At 39.1% G+C, this 18,970-nt stretch carries 22 protein-coding genes and 5 tRNA genes; 18 read left to right on the plus strand and 9 right to left on the minus strand.

Annotation, left to right across the window (positions count from 1 at the left end):
• Positions 1-209 precede the first annotated feature (209 nt).
• From trpA to GJ691_RS13905, 9 genes are all read right to left on the minus strand, one after another.
• Positions 210-971, minus strand: coding sequence for a tryptophan synthase subunit alpha (gene trpA / locus GJ691_RS13865; protein WP_154367907.1), 762 nt, complete (start codon positions 969-971; stop codon positions 210-212).
• A 10-nt stretch (positions 972-981) separates the two neighbouring features.
• Positions 982-2,163 carry a tryptophan synthase subunit beta gene (gene trpB, locus GJ691_RS13870; protein ID WP_154367908.1) on the minus strand — a complete coding sequence of 394 codons (1,182 nt, stop codon included), beginning with the start codon at positions 2,161-2,163 and terminating at the stop codon, positions 982-984.
• Complete coding sequence (locus GJ691_RS13875; protein ID WP_154367910.1) at positions 2,160-2,822, minus strand: phosphoribosylanthranilate isomerase; 663 nt, start codon at positions 2,820-2,822, stop codon at positions 2,160-2,162. The genes trpB and GJ691_RS13875 overlap by 4 nt, the downstream gene beginning before the upstream one ends.
• Before the next feature lie 13 nt (positions 2,823-2,835).
• Complete coding sequence (trpC, locus tag GJ691_RS13880) at positions 2,836-3,618, minus strand: indole-3-glycerol phosphate synthase TrpC (RefSeq protein WP_154367912.1); 783 nt, start codon at positions 3,616-3,618, stop codon at positions 2,836-2,838.
• A gap of 8 nt (positions 3,619-3,626) precedes the next feature.
• A complete protein-coding gene (gene trpD / locus GJ691_RS13885; protein WP_154367914.1) occupies positions 3,627-4,622 on the minus strand; it encodes an anthranilate phosphoribosyltransferase in 996 nt (331 codons plus the stop codon).
• Positions 4,623-4,649: 27 nt separating this feature from the next.
• Positions 4,650-5,219, minus strand: coding sequence for an anthranilate synthase component II (locus GJ691_RS13890; protein ID WP_154367916.1), 570 nt, complete (start codon positions 5,217-5,219; stop codon positions 4,650-4,652).
• A gap of 22 nt (positions 5,220-5,241) precedes the next feature.
• Positions 5,242-6,639 carry an anthranilate synthase component I family protein gene (locus GJ691_RS13895; protein ID WP_154367918.1) on the minus strand — a complete coding sequence of 466 codons (1,398 nt, stop codon included), beginning with the start codon at positions 6,637-6,639 and terminating at the stop codon, positions 5,242-5,244.
• 239 nt (positions 6,640-6,878) lie between these two features.
• On the minus strand, positions 6,879-7,457 hold the full coding sequence (locus tag GJ691_RS13900; protein WP_154367920.1) for a YceI family protein: 579 nt from the start codon (positions 7,455-7,457) through the stop codon (positions 6,879-6,881).
• Positions 7,458-7,491: 34 nt separating this feature from the next.
• Positions 7,492-7,938: a MarR family winged helix-turn-helix transcriptional regulator gene (locus GJ691_RS13905; RefSeq protein WP_154367921.1), complete on the minus strand. Its 447-nt coding sequence runs from the start codon at positions 7,936-7,938 to the stop codon at positions 7,492-7,494.
• Between the two features lie 174 nt (positions 7,939-8,112).
• On the opposite strand from GJ691_RS13905, the gene GJ691_RS13910 reads away from it, so the two are divergent.
• The 18 genes from GJ691_RS13910 (at position 8,113) to secE (ending at position 18,964) form a co-directional block, all read left to right on the plus strand.
• Complete coding sequence (locus GJ691_RS13910; RefSeq protein WP_154367923.1) at positions 8,113-8,424, plus strand: rhodanese-like domain-containing protein; 312 nt, start codon at positions 8,113-8,115, stop codon at positions 8,422-8,424.
• Positions 8,425-8,483: 59 nt separating this feature from the next.
• Positions 8,484-9,767, plus strand: coding sequence for a DUF2851 family protein (locus GJ691_RS13915; RefSeq protein WP_154367974.1), 1,284 nt, complete (start codon positions 8,484-8,486; stop codon positions 9,765-9,767).
• Positions 9,768-9,776: 9 nt separating this feature from the next.
• Positions 9,777-10,004 (plus strand): PspC domain-containing protein, encoded by a 228-nt coding sequence (locus tag GJ691_RS13920; RefSeq protein ID WP_154367925.1) that lies wholly within the window; start codon positions 9,777-9,779, stop codon positions 10,002-10,004.
• 1 nt (position 10,005) lies between these two features.
• Positions 10,006-11,010: a potassium channel family protein gene (locus GJ691_RS13925; protein ID WP_154367927.1), complete on the plus strand. Its 1,005-nt coding sequence runs from the start codon at positions 10,006-10,008 to the stop codon at positions 11,008-11,010.
• A gap of 89 nt (positions 11,011-11,099) precedes the next feature.
• On the plus strand, positions 11,100-12,713 hold the full coding sequence (locus GJ691_RS13930; RefSeq protein WP_154367929.1) for an alanine/glycine:cation symporter family protein: 1,614 nt from the start codon (positions 11,100-11,102) through the stop codon (positions 12,711-12,713).
• Positions 12,714-12,726: 13 nt separating this feature from the next.
• Positions 12,727-13,614 (plus strand): ComEA family DNA-binding protein, encoded by an 888-nt coding sequence (locus GJ691_RS13935; protein WP_154367931.1) that lies wholly within the window; start codon positions 12,727-12,729, stop codon positions 13,612-13,614.
• Positions 13,615-13,625: 11 nt separating this feature from the next.
• Complete coding sequence (locus tag GJ691_RS13940) at positions 13,626-14,795, plus strand: acyl-CoA dehydrogenase family protein (protein WP_154367933.1); 1,170 nt, start codon at positions 13,626-13,628, stop codon at positions 14,793-14,795.
• Between the two features lie 134 nt (positions 14,796-14,929).
• Positions 14,930-15,124: a 30S ribosomal protein S21 gene (gene rpsU, locus GJ691_RS13945; RefSeq protein ID WP_109654682.1), complete on the plus strand. Its 195-nt coding sequence runs from the start codon at positions 14,930-14,932 to the stop codon at positions 15,122-15,124.
• A gap of 101 nt (positions 15,125-15,225) precedes the next feature.
• Positions 15,226-16,128: a tyrosine-type recombinase/integrase gene (locus tag GJ691_RS13950; protein WP_154367935.1), complete on the plus strand. Its 903-nt coding sequence runs from the start codon at positions 15,226-15,228 to the stop codon at positions 16,126-16,128.
• Positions 16,129-16,156: 28 nt separating this feature from the next.
• Entirely contained in the window at positions 16,157-16,459 is a 303-nt protein-coding gene (hpf, locus tag GJ691_RS13955) for a ribosome hibernation-promoting factor, HPF/YfiA family (protein WP_154367937.1), read from the plus strand.
• Positions 16,460-16,560: 101 nt separating this feature from the next.
• Positions 16,561-16,634 (plus strand) — tRNA-Thr (locus GJ691_RS13960).
• Between the two features lie 25 nt (positions 16,635-16,659).
• A tRNA-Tyr gene (locus tag GJ691_RS13965) sits at positions 16,660-16,741 on the plus strand.
• 130 nt (positions 16,742-16,871) lie between these two features.
• A tRNA-Gly gene (locus GJ691_RS13970) sits at positions 16,872-16,944 on the plus strand.
• 39 nt (positions 16,945-16,983) lie between these two features.
• Positions 16,984-17,178: a hypothetical protein gene (locus GJ691_RS13975; RefSeq protein ID WP_154367939.1), complete on the plus strand. Its 195-nt coding sequence runs from the start codon at positions 16,984-16,986 to the stop codon at positions 17,176-17,178.
• 67 nt (positions 17,179-17,245) lie between these two features.
• A tRNA-Thr gene (locus GJ691_RS13980) sits at positions 17,246-17,317 on the plus strand.
• A gap of 57 nt (positions 17,318-17,374) precedes the next feature.
• Positions 17,375-18,562: an elongation factor Tu gene (gene tuf, locus GJ691_RS13985; protein ID WP_154367941.1), complete on the plus strand. Its 1,188-nt coding sequence runs from the start codon at positions 17,375-17,377 to the stop codon at positions 18,560-18,562.
• A 71-nt stretch (positions 18,563-18,633) separates the two neighbouring features.
• Positions 18,634-18,706, plus strand: a tRNA-Trp gene (locus GJ691_RS13990).
• A 69-nt stretch (positions 18,707-18,775) separates the two neighbouring features.
• Entirely contained in the window at positions 18,776-18,964 is a 189-nt protein-coding gene (secE, locus tag GJ691_RS13995; RefSeq protein WP_154367943.1) for a preprotein translocase subunit SecE, read from the plus strand.
• The last annotated feature ends 6 nt before the right edge of the window (positions 18,965-18,970 follow it).

An 18,970-nucleotide genomic window follows, 5' to 3' on the forward strand; every position in this document is an offset into this window, starting at 1 on the left:
AATTACCTTTAAAATAATCAATCGAAGCAAAAGGATGAACGGGGATCCGTGCAAAAGAACATCGAACCAGTCCATCGGGCCCATACCATTTGCCCCTCCAGCTATCCAGCGTAATTTGCCCCATATGTGGGGTTCAGGGAAAAAAGGGGCTAAACCGAGGGTCAAACATAGTAAAATAACGAGTTTCCAATTGTTGATGATTTCCATGGTTATCGAATTGTTTTGATAAAATCTGGAATGCTATCGATTCCAAATCGGTTCAAATGTTTAATAAAGGCTGAGCCGATAATCGCCCCTGCTGTGGTTCGGGTCGCTTGATCAAAGGTTTCAGCATTGTTGATTCCAAACCCTACGATTTGTGGGTTTTTGAGGTTCAGTGCTGCAATGCGCTCAAAATAAGCTTGTTGTTCGTGCCCGAAACCTGTCGTGGCACCTGTGGTACTTGCAGAACTAACCATGTAAATGAATCCAGTGGATGCCGCATCGATTTCCTTAATACGTTTGACACTGGTTTGTGGAGTTATGAGGAATACATTGATCAGGCCATATTTTTTAAACGTGGCTTCATAATCCTGAAGATACACATCTAATGGAAGATCGGGTAAAATGAGTCCGTCTATACCAATTTCCTGACAACGTTTGCAAAAGGCTTCAACGCCATATTGAAACACCGGATTAAAATAGCCCATAATGATCAAGGGAATGGAGACGGATTTACGAATATCCTTCAATTGTTCAAAAAGTAATTCGGTGTGCATCCCATTTTTCAATGCGGCCGTTGAACTTTCTTGAATGGTAGGGCCGTCTGCCAATGGATCCGAAAAAGGTAATCCGATCTCTATAAGATCAACCCCGTTTTTTTCAAGATCTTCAATGATCTTTACGGTATCATTTATTTTAGGGTATCCAGCAGTAAAATAAATAGAAAGTATTTTTTTACCCTCTTTGAGTTTTTGGTTTATTCTGTTCATCAAAAATGAATTATAACTTGAAATAATCAATGTATGTGTCAAGGTCCTTATCCCCGCGACCGGAAAGATTTATGACCACGATATCATCCGGTTTAAATGTCTTTTGTTCTAAAATGGCAAAGGCGTGTGAGCTTTCGATGGCGGGAATGATACCTTCTAGTTTAGATAATAACAAGCCGGCTTTCATAGCTTCGGCATCGGTTATCGAAATGAACTCACCGCGGCCCGATCTAAAGAGATGGGCATGCATGGGGCCTACACCGGGATAATCGAGTCCGGCCGATATCGAATACGGTTCCGTTATTTGTCCGTCGGGAGTTTGCATCAATAGGGTTTTGCTACCATGAATGATTCCGACCTTACCTAAAGCGGAAGTTGCAGCGCTTTCACCGGAATCAATTCCTTTTCCTGCGGCTTCTACAGCTATGATCCCAACATCAGGATTGTCCAAATAATGATAAAAGGCACCTGCAGCGTTACTGCCACCACCTACACAGGCAATTACATAATCAGGGTTTTCTACACCTTCTTTTTCTTTTAATTGCGATTTTATTTCTTGTGAAATAACGGATTGGAACCGAGCTACCATATCGGGGTAGGGGTGTGGCCCAACCACCGAGCCTATGATATAATGTGTATCGACCGGATTGTTGATCCAATCACGTATAGCCTCATTGGTTGCGTCTTTTAATGTTCTGCTTCCCGATAATGCCGGACGCACTTCGGCACCCAACATTTTCATCCGAGCTACATTAGGCGCTTGTCGGGCAATGTCTATCTCACCCATATAAACCACACATTCAATCCCCATTAGAGCGCAAACCGTGGCGGTGGCAACACCGTGTTGGCCGGCACCAGTTTCGGCAATGATCCTATTTTTGCCCAATTTCTTGGCCATGAGTATCTGCCCAATGGTATTGTTTACCTTATGGGCACCCGTATGGCAGAGGTCTTCTCTTTTTAGGTATATTTTTGTGTTGTATTTTTCCGATAATCTTTTTGCAAAGTATAATGGAGTCGGTCGGCCCACATAATCCTGAAGTAAATGGTCGAATTCCTTTTTGAACGAAGGTTCCTCCATGATCTGGATGTAATTTTGGCGTAATTCCTCAGTATTGGGGTAAAGCATTTCTGGGATAAATGCCCCTCCAAATTCTCCATAATAGCCTTTTTCGTCTGCGTTATAACTCATCTCAATTCTTTTATAAAATCTTTTAGTTTACCAATGTCCTTAAGACCTGGCCCAATTTCAAACTTACTGTTCACATCAATGGCATGGCAATGGTTCGATTCCGGTAGTTTCATGAATTCCTGAATTGAATCCAAGTCCTCAGGACCAATCCCACCGCTTAGGAAATAAGGTTTTTTGGATGGATAGTCTTTTAAGATTTGCCAGTTGAATTTGTACCCATTGCCTCCGGGAAGTTTTCCTTTGGTGTCGAACAGGTAAAAATCACAAACCGATTCAAATGGATCAAGTTCCTTAAAATCAAAATCTTCTTTTATAGAAAATACCTTGATGATATCAACTCCTTTCAGTTCGGATTTAAGCATGCGGCAGAAACTGGGGGATTCCTTCCCGTGCAATTGTACTGCCAACAATTGGTGGGTTTTAACCTTCTCAACGATTTCTTCCATATAGGCATCAACGAAAACACCCACCTTTTTAATACTATGTGGTAAGGTTACAGGTTGCCCGTCATAATTCCTTTTCGAAGGTTCCCAAAAAATAAAACCTAGGTAATCGGGTTTTAGGGCACCTACTTCAGCCGTATTTTTGTTCATACCACAGACCTTGATCTTTAATGGTTCCTTTTCGGAAGTATCTGTGTTTTTATGATATTGGCTCATGGGTTTTCTTGTGTCAGTTCAAGGCATTAATAAAAGTGGTTGCACTTGCTCCTGGATCCTCTGTTTTCATGAAATTTTCACCGATTAGGAATCCTTGATACCCGAAAGGCCTTAGTTCTTTGATAGCCTCAATGTTGCTGATGCCACTTTCGGATACTTTCACGAAATCATCGGGAATGATCTTTGATAGTTTTTTACTGGTCTCCAAGCTTACCTCGAAAGTCTTTAGGTTACGATTGTTAATGCCCAACATGTCTAAACTCGGCATAATCGATTTTTGAAGTTCTTCCTCATTGTGCACTTCTAATAAAACATCTAAACGTAAACTTTTGGCCAATTCGGAAAACGTCTTTATTTCCGATGTGGTCAATATTGCCGCAATCAACAAAATTACGTCGGCACCATATGCCTTAGCTTCTAATATCTGATATTCATCTATGATGAATTCTTTTCGCAACAACGGCATTTTTACCGAAGCCCTTGCCAAGAGAAGGTCATCAAGGGAGCCTCCGAAGTATTTGCCATCGGTTAAAACCGACATGCCGCAAACACCGGCTTGGTCATATCCTTTGGCTACATCTTGCACGTTCAAATCGTGGTTAATAACTGATTTGGAAGGGGAACGTCTTTTGTGCTCCGCAATAATTCCTGTGCTACTGGTACGGAGTGTATGAGCCAAAGAATTGGAATGCCTATCAAAAAGGACGGAAGTCTCGAGTTGGGATATGGGAATCAATCCTTTTCGAAGATCTACTTCGACCCTTTTGTCTTTAACTATTTTATCTAGGATGTTCATTTGATACTTTATTTGACGCTTAATGCCTGTAATTTCTTCAAAGCTTTTAATCCGTTGCCCGATAATAATGATTCTTTGGCGCTTTCAAAACCTTCTTTTGGTGTAACTCCATTTACGGTAGCTATTGCGATTCCGGCATTGGCACAGACCACATTGTTTTGGGCATCGGTACCTTTTCCTTGTAAAACATTCAAGAATATTTGTGCGGATTCTTCTATACTGTCCCCTCCTACAATTTGTGATTGTTCCACACTTTTTATTCCAAAATCCTCAGGATGCAACATACCTTCCGATTTGTTCGATATGGTTTTGGTGGCCCCCGTCAAAGATATTTCATCATACCCATCCAACGCATGTAAAACCGTAAAGTTTTTATCGGTTTTTTGGTAGAGATACCCATACATACGTGCCAATTCCAAATTAAACACCCCTACCATTTGGTTCTTTGGAAAAGCAGGGTTTACCATTGGGCCCAACATGTTGAAAAAGGTCTTTACGGCCAATTCCCTTCTGATCGGCGCAACATTTTTCATGGCAGGGTGAAAGAGGGGGGCATGTAATACACAAATTCCGGCTTCATCGATCGACTTTTCAAGAAAGTCGGCTTCGTTGCTGAACTTTATCCCTAAAAATTCCATGACATTGCTACTACCGCATTTCGAGGATACCCCATAATTGCCATGCTTTGTAACTTTTACACCCGCACCGGCGGTAACAAAAGAGGCCAGTGTTGATATATTGAAGGTGTCTTTGCCATCACCACCCGTACCACATAAGTCAATGGGATTGTATTCTGATAGATCAATGGCCAAACATAAATCTAACAACGCATCCCTAAAACCTTCCAACTCTTCAATGGTAATGCTACGCATCATGTAAACCGTTAGAAAAGCTGCAATCTGACTCGTATTGTATTCTCCTTTGGCTATGTTGACCAAAACCTGTTTGGCGTCTTCCTTGGTAAGGAAATCGTGGTTGATCAATCTGTTTAAAATGTCTTTCATAAATGCTGAATTTATTTCAGGGCTTATTTATTCTTTATCCTGTAACCAATTTTTTAACATGGTCTTACCTTGTGGGGTCAAAACCGACTCAGGGTGGAATTGTACCGCGCACACATCATAATCTTTATGTCGAATAGACATGATCTGACCGTTTTCATCTATTGAAGTAGCTTCCAGAACATCTGGCAAGTTGGGGTCAACCACCCAAGAATGATAACGGCCAACTTCTATTTCCTTAGGCAATCCATCAAAAAGGATATCGTCTTTGGTCACCGATATCTTTGTTGCGATGCCATGGTATACTTTATCAAGATTGATCAAAGAACCACCGAATACCTCGGCTATGGCCTGCTGTCCCAAGCATACTCCAAATATTTTTTTGGAAGGGGCATATTCCGCAATGATTTGTTTTAAAAGTCCGGCCTCATCTGGAATGCCCGGGCCGGGAGACAGTACTATTCTTTCGAAAGCACCAACTTCTTCCAGGGTGAGCTGGTCGTTTCTTTTAACGATGACCTCGCAATCCAAATCTTCCAAATAATGGACTAGATTATAGGTGAAACTGTCATAGTTGTCTATTACCAATATTTTTTTCATAATCGTCTTGATTTTGGAAATTTTAGATGGTTTCCGCAATTTCCAAAGCCTTGGTCAATGCTCCCAATTTGTTATATGTTTCTTGTAATTCATTTTCAGGGTTTGAAGCTGCTACCAATCCTGCCCCTGCCTGATAATGTAATTGATGGTTCTTGCTTAAAAAGGTACGGATCATGATGGCATGGTTAAAATTCCCTTTAAAGTCCATAAACCCGATAGCACCACCGTAATATGCCCTGTTGGTCTTTTCGTATTTTTCTATAAGTTGCATGGCCATATGTTTGGGCGCGCCACTCAAAGTACCGGCTGGGAAAGTGTCGGCTACGACCTTCATAGTGCTTATGTCCTTTTTCTTTTGTCCCGTTACTTTTGAAACTAGGTGAATCACATGTGAGAAGAACTGTACTTCCCTATAATTATCAACGCTGACCATATTGCCGTTTCTACTTAAGTCGTTCCGGGCTAAATCTACCAACATTACGTGTTCACTGTTTTCCTTATCATCAAGGGTCAATTTCTTGGCAAGCTCTGCGTCTTTCTCATCATTGCCCGTTCTTTTAAAAGTACCGGCGATAGGATGTATTTCCGCTTTACCCTCGCTAACGATCAATTGGGCCTCCGGGGAACTCCCGAAAATCTTAAAATCCCCGTAATCAAAGTAAAAGAGATAAGGTGATGGGTTTACAGAACGTAAGGCCCTGTATACATTGAATTCATCCCCTTTGAATCCTTGGGAAAACCTTCTTGAAAGTACCAGTTGAAAAACATCGCCTCTTTGGCAATGCTTTTTGGCCAACTCTACATGCTCTTTATATTCCTCATCTTTAAGGTTAGATGTAGGTGCCCCTTCTTTATTAAAATTGTATGATGCAAAATTCTTTACATTTAGAACGCGCTCAATCTCATTGATATTACTGTCTTTTTCATAGCAATGGGCAAAGATGTACGCCTCGTTCTTAAAATGGTTTATGGCGATGATATTTTGGTAAACCGCATAATAAATGTCGGGAATATTCAGGCTTTTGTCTTTTTTCCCTATTTCAATGTCTTCAAAATAACGTACCGCATCATAGGCCATATAGCCGAAGAGACCGTTGTTAATGAATTTAAATGAATTTTCATCAGCCTCGAATTTTTGACTGAAGTCATTTATGGTCTGTACAACATCCGTTTCCGGTCCTATTTCGCTTGTTACGATTTTACCATCGGGAAATTGCTCCAAAATAGTTTCATCCTCAATTTTGATTGAAGCTATGGGATTGCAGCATATATAGGAAAAGCTATTATCATTGGCATGATAGTCACTACTCTCTAAAAGTATACTGTTAGGAAACCTGTCCCTGATCTTTAAATAGACACTTACGGGAGTGATCGTATCTGCAAGTATTTTCTTATGGTGCGATTTAAATTTGTAATCCATATTAAAATATAAAATTAAAAAAGGCTTGTCGTGATAGACAAGCCTTTTGTATAGTTTTACTACAATGATGCTTCGCTCACGACGTTGTTCGTAAGTTACTCCACCACCATGTATTTGATCCGTTGATTTTCATTGCATCAAATATAGAAATGATTTTTAAAACAACAAATACGTTTTTTGTAAAAAAAAAGCTCTGGAGGATATAAACCACCAGAGCTAACCATATGGGAGCTGTTTTGTTAGAACACCAAATCTACGACCAAGTCGAATTCATCATAGATCGTTTTGTCTCCTAAATTATCGAAAAAGCTACCGGAACCGTATTTAACGTCATATGCCGTACGGTCTATTTTCATTGTTGCGGTTGCTTTACTGCCATAAATCGAAACGTCGAAAGTAACGGGTTTGGTTATGCCTTTGATCGTTAAATCCCCGGTTACTTCATAAGAGTTTTTACCTGAAGCTTCCACTTTGGTAAAGACCAATGAAGAAGAAGGGTGGGTGGCCACGCCAAAGAAATCGTCTGATTTCAAGTGTCCTTCCAATTTGCCTTTATATTCACCTTCAAGGTCGGTACAGATCATAGAAGTCATATCAACCTTGAATTCCCCTCCGGTAAGTTTTCCGTCATCGAATATCAATGTGCCACTTTCCAAGGCCACAGTACCATTATGGGAACCTGTAACTTTGTAAGCTTTCCAAGCAACGGAGCTTTCATCGGTATTAACTTCTTTCTTTTCTTTTTCAATGGGTTCGGTCGCGGTTGCTGAGAAACCGAAAATAACGGCCAAGGCCAATGCGAATAAGTTCTTTTTCATTTGTTTTGCTTTTTAGGGTTGTTACTATTTAAGATTAAAATTTATGTAATAATGTGTTCAATTGTTTTAATTCGTCAACGGTGAATTCATTTAATAATCTTGATTCGGTTTCTGTTATCAAGACATCCAACTTTCTAAGTTGTTCCAATCCTTTATCGGTTATTGATATTTCTACCTTTCTTCTGTTTGATGGGCAAATATGCCTTTCTACAAATTCCTTTAGAATCAATTTATCGACTAATCTCGTCGTATTGCTCATCTTGGTCACCATCCTTTCATTCAATGTGCTTAAATTGGCAGGTTTACCCTTTTGACCTCTTAAAATACGTAACACATTGAATTGTTGAATCGATATGTCAAAAGGTTTAAGTGCGAGCGACATTTTATCGTTAATAGAATTCGTCACTAGCATAAGATGTATGATCGTCCTTCGTTCCAAAGGAATTTCCCCTTCTGTTTTAATTCGCTCCTCTACATTCATGTATATACAATTATTGTATATACAAATGTATAGGTTTAGCGGAAGCAAAATATAATACAAAGGCTAAATTTGTGTTAAAAAGTCTGAATGATTGTCCAAGGCCGATGTATTCAGGGCAATTCTATTTTTATTTTATTTAAATGCATTATTTTTGCACCTTAAAAATTATACAAAATGGCAGATTTATCTCAGAAAGAATGGGTAGAGCAGTTGAAAGCTGATGACAATGCATTTATTTTGGATGTTCGAACTCCAGCAGAATTTCAACAAGGTTTTATTCCGGAAGCCACAAATATCGACATTTATCTAGGTCAAAAATTTGTTGAGGAAGTTGAGAAATTGGACAAAACCAAAAATTATTATGTTTATTGCAGGTCAGGGGCCAGAAGTGGACAGGCATGTAATATCATGAATAGCCTTGGTATTGAAAAAGCATATAACCTTCAAGGCGGTATTATGGCCTGGCAGGGTGAGGTAGTACAGTAAATACTACGCTTTAAAGAAAGAAAATCCCGCAATTTGTGGGATTTTTTTATTTTAGGGGAATGCGTGAAGATTTACTCCACTTTATATGGAAATATAAAAAGCTACAATTACAGCACTTGGCCACAAGCCAAAACGAAACTATCGAAATCCTGGATGTAGGAACCCATAACCAAAAATCGGGCCCGGATTTCTTTAATGCAAAGCTGAAGATCAATGGACAATTATGGGCCGGAAATGTTGAAATACATATTAATTCTTCGGATTGGTACGCCCATCATCATGAAAAGGACGTTAATTACGAAAATGTTATACTTCATGTGGTTTGGAACCATGATTTGGAGGTCCATAGACGGGACAATACCTTGATTCCGACTTTGGAACTGAACAGATATGTCTCCGAGGATATTTTAAAAAGCTATAGCGATTTATTTGATAAAAGAAGGGCAAAGTTCGTCAATTGTGAAAATGGGATTTCCAAGGTAGATGAATTTACGAAAGCCAACTGGTTAGAGCGACTTTATATTGAGCGTTTGGAGCAAAAATCAATTTTGATCCACTCCCTGTTGGAAAGTTCCAAAAACGACTGGGAGAAAGTATTGTTCTGCCTACTTTTAAAGAATTTCGGACTTAATGTAAACGCTACTTCTTTTTTAAGTATTGCCCAAACATTGGACTTTTCAGTGGTCAGGAAGTTGCAACGGAATCCTATGCAACTGGAAAGTGCCTTGCTAGGTTTGGCAGGACTATTGGCAAACGATGAAGTCATCGATCCATATTATATTACGTTGCAGAAAGAGTACGGATATTTATCCAAGAAATTTGGGTTTAATCCACAAGGTGTCCAAAAGCCGGAATTCTTTAAACTTAGACCTGCTAATTTCCCTACAATTCGGCTTTCACAACTTGCCAACTTGTATGAAAGGCATCAAAACCTTTTTCATAAATTGATTTTAACCGAAAGTCTGGACGATTTATATGTTATTTTCGAAATTTCGGCAAGTTCTTATTGGGATGATCATTTTACTTTCGGGAAGCTATCAAAAAAAAGCAAAAAGAAGTTGACTAAGTCATTTATAGATCTCTTGATCATAAATACCGTTTTACCATTAAGGTTCTGTTATGCCCAAAATCAAGGTAAAGATGGTGTTGATGTCGTTTTTTCCATCGTAGAAAAAATCAAAAAGGAAGAAAACAGGGTTGTCGATAAATTCAATAAGTTGGGATTGGGGGTTAGGTCTTCCGGCGAAAGTCAGGCAGCCTTACAGTTGTATAATGAGTATTGCACAAAAAATAAATGCCTGCAATGTGCGATAGGTAGTAATTTATTACATGGAAATATTTAAATTTATTCCATGAATGTTTTATATCAACTTTTGTATTATTTCCAGAAAAGGGGTTTCGAGGTGTGTCGGCGTATTGCAGAACGTATGGGAATCCGTGCCAGGGTGGTTAGAACATCGTTCATTTACCTTACTTTCGTAACCTTGGGGTTCGGTTTTGCGCTATATCTGTTTTTGGCTTTTTGGTTAAAGATCAAAGATTTGGTGTATACAAAAAGAACCTCGGTTTTTGACCTTTAATATGATACGACTTTTTCGTTCCAAAATTTATTTGGCCATTATTTTAATAGTGGTTGTTTTGGCAACGGGTATCATTGGCTATAGGTTATTGTCCAATCTTTCATGGTTAGATGCTTTTTATATGACCGTAATCACGGTTACTACCGTAGGTTTTTCCGAAGTTGGTCCTTTAAGTGCCGAGGCAAAGGTTTTTACGGTTTTTTTAATAATCTCAAGTGTTTTCATATTTGCATTTGCCATTTCTGTAATTACCGAGTATATTTTAAGTAGGAATTCCTTGGAGGTTCTAAAAAAGAAAAAAGTGAAGAACATGATAAATAAACTGTCCGACCATGTGATTATATGCGGATTTGGTCGTAATGGAAACCAGGCCGCCGTTCGTTTGAGTGCATATAATAGACCTTTTGTGGTCATTGAGAATGATAAAGAGGTAATCGAAAAGTTCGGGAATGGTTATTTGTTTGTCGAAGGTGATGCCAGTGATGACGAAATATTATTACAGGCTGGTATAGACCGTGCTAAATTTATTATTACCACGTTGCCTGATGACGCGGCCAATCTTTTCTTGGTACTGTCCGCAAGGCAGTTGAACAAAGGATTGAAGATCATAAGTAGGGCTTCTTTGATTTCTTCCCAGAAAAAACTGATGTTGGCCGGGGCTGATCAAGTAATCATGCCAGATAAGATAGGTGGTGACCATATGGCCTCTTTGGTCGTAATGCCCGATCTTATTTCTTTTATGGATGAATTGTCGTTGGAAGGCGAGCACACAACCAATCTAGAGGAAGTTGCCATTGAGGATTTTTCAGGTCACGGCGAGCACAAATCCTTAAGGGATTTGGATTTAAGACGAAAAACGGGATGCACTATTATAGGTTATATTGCCCCAGATGGCAAGTATACCATAAATCCGGAAGCAAATATGCAATTACAGCCTAAAAGTAAGGTTATTGTTCTTGGAAGACCTGAGCAGATTCGTAAATTAAATGAAATGTTCAATCTTTAAGGAGTTTCTTTTTGTCTAATAATCTTTGATTGAAGTGTTTTTTTTTAGATATTGCCAAATTCAATTTTTAACCAACCAAATTACCTCATATGAAGTATAAACTGCTTTCCTTTTTAACCTTTTTGCTACCTTTTTTAACCTTTTCCCAAGAAACAGCGGAAATGGGGATAGATGAACGAATAAATGCTTGGTTTGAGCCGATAACGGCAGTTTGGGAGGGGATAGTTTTTTGGCAGGTTCCTGGGACAGGTATACCTCTGGTTGTAATAGTCTTGGTGTTAGGGGCTACCTTTTTCACTTTGTATTTTGGTTTTGTTAATATCACCAGATTTCCACTGGCGATCAATGTAGTTCGAGGTAAGTATGATGAAGTGGAGGCCCCAGAAGGGCACGGTGTCGAAAAAGCTGAGGTTAATATAGTGGATGGCGATTTACCAGATACCATTCGTGACGAGAGTAAACATGGTGAGGTAAGCCATTTTCAAGCACTTGCGACAGCTGTTTCCGGTACCGTTGGTCTAGGGAATATTGCCGGTGTTGCATTGGCAATAGCCATAGGTGGTCCAGGAGCGACTTTCTGGATGATTTTATGTGGCCTTTTAAGTATGTCTACAAAATTTGTTGAATGTACCTTAGGGGTTAAATATAGGGATGTTGATGCTGATGGTACCGTACACGGTGGGCCAATGTATTATCTCTCAAGAGGATTGAAAGAAAGAGGTTTTACAGGATTGGGAAAAGCCTTGGCAGTAGTTTTTGCGATATTATGTGTCGGTGCATCTTTTGGTGGCGGTAATGCAGTGCAGTCTAACCAAGCTGCAGAACAATTAGCGGCAATGATGGGCTTGCAAGGAGGATCAACCGGATTTGTAATCGGAATAATTTTAGCCATAGTTGTAGGTATTGTGATTATCGGTGGAATTAAAAGAATTGCCCAGGTTACTGAAAAAGTAGTTCCTTTTATGGCGATTATCTATGCATTGGCGTGTTTGGTCGTAATTTTCGCTAATTTCTCTTATATAGATGATGCATTCGTATTGATTTTCAAAGGGGCCTTTACTCCGGAAGCAGGATTGGGAGGATTGTTCGGAGTGTTGATAGTTGGTTTTAGAAGGGCCGTGTTCTCAAATGAAGCCGGTGCCGGGTCTGCCGCTATTGCGCATTCCGCTGTAAAGACGAAATATCCTGCCAGTGAAGGGATTGTTGCCTTATTAGAGCCTTTTATAGACACAGTTGTTATTTGTACAATGACTGCCTTGGTAATTATTTTTTATAATAGTGGTGGTATTTTTGAATATGGAGGTGATGGGGCAGGTAAAGTTGTGGTTGACGGTGTTTCGCTAGGAGGTGTTAATTTAACTTCTATGGCATTTCAATCCGTTATCCCATGGTTTCCTTATGTGTTGACATTGGCAGTTGTGCTGTTTGCTGTTTCCACCATGATCTCATGGTCTTATTACGGACTTCAGTCTTGGAAATTCTTGTTCGGTAGAAGTAAATTGGCGGATATGATTTATAAGGTTCTTTTTATTGCCTTTATTATAATAGGGGCTTCCGCTTCAATGGGAGCTGTTTTTGCTTTCTCAGATGCCATGATCTTGGCCTTGGTCTTTCCGAATATGATAGGTTTATTGATATTGTTCCCGCGTGTTAAAGAAGAAATGGGTAATTATATGAGTGCTATTAAACCGTTTAGAAAATAATTTTAATTTACCGATGGATTTTAAACCCTATTTTTCTCTTAATAGACAGGAGAAAAGTGGGGTTTTCTTTTTGCTTTTGATAATTGTGGTTTTACAGGTTATCCTTTTTCTAATGAAGGGTTCCTCGACCAAAGGGAACTTTTCAGTGGATAAAGAAGCCCAAATTGAAATAGATTCTTTGAAGAAGGTTGCAGGCAGAAAATCTTCAACGGCCATTTACCCCTTCAATCCAAATTATATTACAGATTATAAAGGGTACACTTTAGGTATGTCCCCAGAGCAAATAGATCGGTTACTTACCTATCGAAAAAGTAATTTGTTCGTAAACACTGCCGAAGAGTTCCAACAAGTCACCAAAGTGTCCGATTCATTATTGAAAAGCATGTCACCTTATTTTAAATTTCCTGATTGGGTAAACAAAAATAACCTGAAGGAGGGAAGTGTTCCAACCCCAAATTCGATTACAGCTAAAAGAAAGGTGTACGATTATGGGGAAACTACCAAGATCAAGGACCTTAATTCCGTAACCGTCGAAGAACTGAAATCAATTTACGGAATAGGGGAAAAATTGTCACAGAGAATTGTAAAATTCAGGAATCGTTTAGGTGGTTTTATGGTAAATGAACAATTGTATGATGTTTATGGTTTGGAGCCGGAGGTCGTTGAACGAACATTATTACGATTTCAGGTACTGAAAAAACCCGATTTTGAAAAAATAAACATTAATACGGCATCTGCTAAAAAACTAATGGAATTGGTATATATTAAAAGAAACGTAGCCAACGGCATAATTGATTACAGAAACGTTAACGGAAGCATTGTTTCTTTTGATGAATTGATGAATATTGAAAATTTCCCGAAAGATAAGATTGATAGAATTAAGCTATATTTGACGTTATAAATTTAATTGCAATGCAGAGCATGTACTTTACTGAAGAACATCAGTTATTTAGAGAGAGTCTCAGGGATTTTTTAGCCAAAGAAGTTATTCCCCATATTAATAAATGGGAGGCCGCGGGCAGTATAGAGCGTTTCATCTGGAAAAAGTTCGGGGAAATGGGTTATTTTGGTCTTGCCATTGATGAAACTTATGGAGGGCTTGGGCTTGATCTCTTTTATACTGTCATCTTTTTGGAAGAACTTCAGAGGGTAAATTCAGGAGGTTTTGCCGCTGCAATGTGGGCACATTCTTACTTGGCTATGGTGCACCTGAATAAAAACGCTACCCACGAACAAAAGTTAGCCTATCTAACACCAAGTGTAAACGGTGAAAAAATCGGTTGTTTAGGGGTTACGGAGCCTTTTGGCGGTAGTGATGTTGCCGGTATGCGAACAACAGCTGTTAAGGATGGTGAAACATATATAATCAATGGGTCAAAGACGTTCATTACGAACGGTGTGTGCGGTGATTATTGTATTCTTGCGGCAAAAACAGATCCGGCGTCAGGTAATAAGGGTATAAGTCTGTTTATAGTTGATTTGGACAGTGAGGGTATTTCAGCCAATAAATTGAATAAATTGGGATGGCATGCTTCGGATACGGCAGAGCTTGCCTTTGATAACGTTAGGGTTCCTGCTTCGAATTTAATGGGTAGTGAAGGTCTTGGTTTTACCTTGATAATGGAGGCATTTGCACTAGAACGATTGGTTATGGGTATCAACGCCCATGCTAGGGCAGAATACGCCTTGGAATATGCCATGCAATATATGTCGGAAAGGGAAACTTTTGGCAAAACAATAAATCAATATCAAGCTTTAAGGCATAAGTTGGTAGATGGTTATGCCAATATGGACCTGTGTAAGCAATATAATTATGGTGTGGTTTTTAAAATGGACAAAGGGGAATATGTTGTGAAAGAAGCGACTATTTCAAAATTGAAGTCTACGGAAATGGCAGATAAGGTGGCATATGATTGTTTGCAGTTTTTGGGCGGGTACGGTTATATTGAAGATTATCCCATGGCCCGTATGTTCAGGGATAGCCGATTGGGACCCATTGGTGGAGGAACATCGGAAATATTAAAAGAGATTATCGCAAAGATCATTATAGATAAAAAGGAATATCGCGTTCCTAAGGCTTGATTTCCAAATGCTTGTAGGGGTGTTATTGGCCGATCTGGTACATATTGGAATATAATTCGAAAATAAGTAGTGCCCATTCTAAATAAGTTTTTATATTTGCACCCCTAATCACTAAAGAAAGGAGGTTGTAGCCCATGTTAATAATACCAATTAAAGAAGGAGAAAACATAGACAGAGCTTTAAAGCGCTTCAAGCGAAAGTTTGACAAGACAGGTACCATGCGTCAGTTGCGTAAACGTCAGCAATTCACGAAACCTTCAGTACAGCGAAGAGCTCAAATACAAAAAGCACAATACATACAAGGTTTAAGAGATCAAGAAGAAATCTAAAATCTAATATGGCAGTGTACAATTGTTGAAAAAAATCCTATCTTCCGATAGGATTTTTTTATTTTCAGAAATAGCTGGGCCTACTTTACTAACTTTGTGGTATGTCGGTATCCAAGTTCGTATCCTATTTGCGCTTAGAAAAAAAATATTCTGGGCATACTGTAAATGCTTACCAGCAAGATATTCTGTCATTTACAAATTTTTGTGAAGACAAGTATAGCTTGGTTCAAATTGAAAGGGTAGAATATCCGGTGATACGAAGTTGGATAGTTGAACTTGTAAACTCTGGCATTTCAAATAGATCGGTAAATAGAAAAATCGCCTCATTAAAGGCTTATTATAAATTTCTTCAACAAATCGATCTCATAGCGGCTAATCCGTTAGCAAAGCACAAAGCACTCAAAACATCCAAAAAGATAGAAGTTCCCTTTTCAGAGGAGGAAATGCGCCGTGTCTTGTCCCAGTTGCCATTTTCAGATGATTTCGAAGGTAGTCGGGATAAGTTGATCATAGAGTTGTTGTATACAACGGGAATAAGAAGGGCGGAGTTGGTCAATCTTAAAATGGGTGATGTAGATTTATCGGAAAGATCTTTAAAGGTATTAGGAAAACGCAATAAGGAACGTATTGTTCCATTATTGGTGTCGACAATAGATTTGTTCGCTATGTATTTGCCTTTAAGAAACGAGTTGGAAAACAAAGTGGATAAGGAGTTCGTTTTTCTTACCGGTGCGGGCAATAAAATATATGAAACCCTTGTTTATAGAATTATAAATGGGTATTTTAGTAAGGTGTCCTCCAAAATAAAAAGGAGTCCACATATTTTAAGACATACCTTTGCGACTCACTTACTCAATAAAGGGGCAGATTTAAATTCAGTAAAAGAGTTGCTAGGCCATTCAAGTTTGGCTTCAACACAGGTATATACCCATAATAGTATTGCTGAACTAAAGAAAATTCATGCATCGGCCCACCCAAGGGGTAAAAAATCGCAAGGACGATAAATTCGTTTAACATTTTAAATTTAAGCTTATGAAAGTAAATGCGCAATCAGTAAACTTCAATGCCGATAGGAAGTTGTTGGATTTTGTTCAAAATAGATTGGATAAATTGGAAACGTTCTATGACAAGGTAATAAGTGCGGATGTCTATTTAAAAGTAGAGAACACGAGTGCAAAAGAGAATAAAGTGGTGGATATCAGGCTAAATGTACCTAAAGATAAGTTTGTTGTGAATAAGCAATGTAAATCATTTGAAGAGGCAATTGATTCTGCTTGTAACTCCCTGGAAAGGAAGGTGAAAAAGATGAAGGAATTACAACGCGAAAAAGTATGATAAAAATTTATTGAAAATTGTTTTGATTAAACAAATAAATATATACATTTGCAGTCCGTTAGAAATAGCGGACTTTTTTATGCTAAAAAAGGTGATGATAAGCCGATGTAGCTCAGCTGGCTAGAGCAGCTGATTTGTAATCAGCAGGTCGTGGGTTCGAGTCCCTCTATCGGCTCAAAAGTTCTTTAAAATATGGGATTGGGGAGATACTCAAGCGGCCAACGAGGGCAGACTGTAAATCTGCTGACTACGTCTTCGCAGGTTCGAATCCTGCTCTCCCCACTATATTTTAAAAATAGCTTACTTTTGCTTCTTGTTTTGAGAAGTTGGGGTGGCAAGCAAGTTCGGGAAGTCCGGAATTGGAAAACATCTTTGGTTAAGGTGTGTAAATTGAAATTTTGAAGTTTAAAATGCGGGAGTAGCTCAGTTGGTAGAGCGTCAGCCTTCCAAGCTGAATGTCGCCGGTTCGAACCCGGTCTCCCGCTCTAATATTTCGCAAGAAAAATATATTCGTTTGTTCAAATATGTTGCTCTTGGGAGGTAAGGGTGAGAAGTCAGTCCAGAGTTTATCTAAGGCAGCCCGTTCTTCCGCCTCAATATCGGGAGAACCTGTTCTTTTGGTATGTTCTTTGGGTAGTGGATGTGAAGGTGTCGGTAATTGTTTCGATACTGTAAAGGTCGGTAGAACTTGGTCTAGCACTCAAAAAACCATGGGTTAACGTTTGTTGTAATTTCGATGTTGTTTTTGTTTGAAAGAGCGCATAACATCAACCAGGGACCCAACAAGCCGACGTAGCTCAGGGGTAGAGCGTTTCCTTGGTAAGGAAGAGGTCACGAGTTCAAATCTCGTCGTTGGCTCAATTAAGGCATATAATTGTACACTAATATATAAACTAAGATTAAAATTCATTTAAAATGGCAAAGGAAACTTTTGATCGTTCCAAACCGCACTTAAATATAGGTACTATTGGACACGTAGATCACGGTAAAACTACATTGACTGCAGCTATTACTACAGTATTGGCTAATGCAGGACTTTCTGAATTGAGAAGTTTCGATTCTATCGATAACGCTCCTGAAGAAAAAGAAAGAGGTATAACCATTAACACATCGCACGTTGAATATCAAACTGCGAATCGTCACTATGCACACGTTGACTGTCCAGGTCACGCGGATTACGTGAAGAACATGGTAACTGGTGCTGCCCAAATGGACGGTGCTATCTTGGTAGTTGCTGCTACGGATGGTCCAATGCCACAAACTCGTGAGCACATCCTTTTAGGTCGTCAGGTAGGTATTCCTAGAATCGTTGTTTTCTTGAACAAAGTTGATATGGTTGATGATGAGGAGCTTTTAGAGTTAGTTGAAATGGAAGTGAGGGAATTACTTTCTTTTTATGAGTATGATGGTGATAACGGACCTGTTATTTCCGGTTCTGCCTTAGGTGCACTTAACGGTGAGCAAAAATGGGTAGATACTGTAATGGAATTGATGAATGCTGTTGATGATTGGATCGAATTGCCAAAAAGGGATGTAGATAAAGATTTCTTAATGCCTGTTGAAGATGTATTTACTATTACTGGTCGTGGTACTGTTGCTACAGGTCGTATAGAAACTGGTGTTGCCAATACAGGTGATGCTGTTGATATCATCGGTATGGGAGCTGAGAAATTGTCTTCTACCATTACAGGTGTTGAAATGTTCCGTAAGATTTTGGATAGAGGTGAAGCTGGTGATAACGTAGGTATCTTGTTGAGAGGTATTGAAAAATCAGACATCAAAAGAGGTATGGTAATCTGTAAGCCAGGTTCTGTTAAACCACATGCTAAATTTGAAGCTGAGGTTTATATCCTTAAAAAAGAAGAAGGTGGTCGTCACACACCATTTCATAATAACTATCGTCCACAATTCTACGTAAGAACCACTGATGTTACTGGTAACATTAATCTTCCTAGTGGAGTTGAAATGGTAATGCCTGGTGATAACCTTACTATTACTGTTGATTTGATTCAACCTATCGCATTGAGCGAAGGATTGCGTTTCGCTATCCGTGAAGGTGGTAGAACAGTTGGTGCTGGTCAGGTAACCAAGATTATAGATTAATATTAGATAAGTACTATATTGCATTTAAGGTGTCCCGCTATCGCGCGGGATACCTTTCAATGTAAATATAAACGGGTGTAGCTCAGTTGGTAGAGCACTGGTCTCCAAAACCAGGTGTCGGGAGTTCGAGTCTCTCCTCCCGTGCAAAAGTTAGATTGAGGTTCATTTGTACAGTGAAGGACTTCTTTCGGAATAATTTAAAGAGTAAAACTAATGTTGACGTATATAAAGGAATCAATCGAAGAGTTAAGGCATAATGTTACTTTGCCTACTAAGGAAGAATCATCCAATCTTATGGTCGTAGTGGCTGTATTCTCTATTTTGTTCGCCTTGGCTACATGGGGTGTGGATTCTGTCTTCAGTAAATTGATCAAGCTTTATTTTACGAACGTTTTAAATTAGTCTAGC

The sequence above is a fragment of the Maribacter luteus genome, assembly GCF_009674825.1.
GTDB lineage: Bacteria > Bacteroidota > Bacteroidia > Flavobacteriales > Flavobacteriaceae > Maribacter_A > Maribacter_A luteus.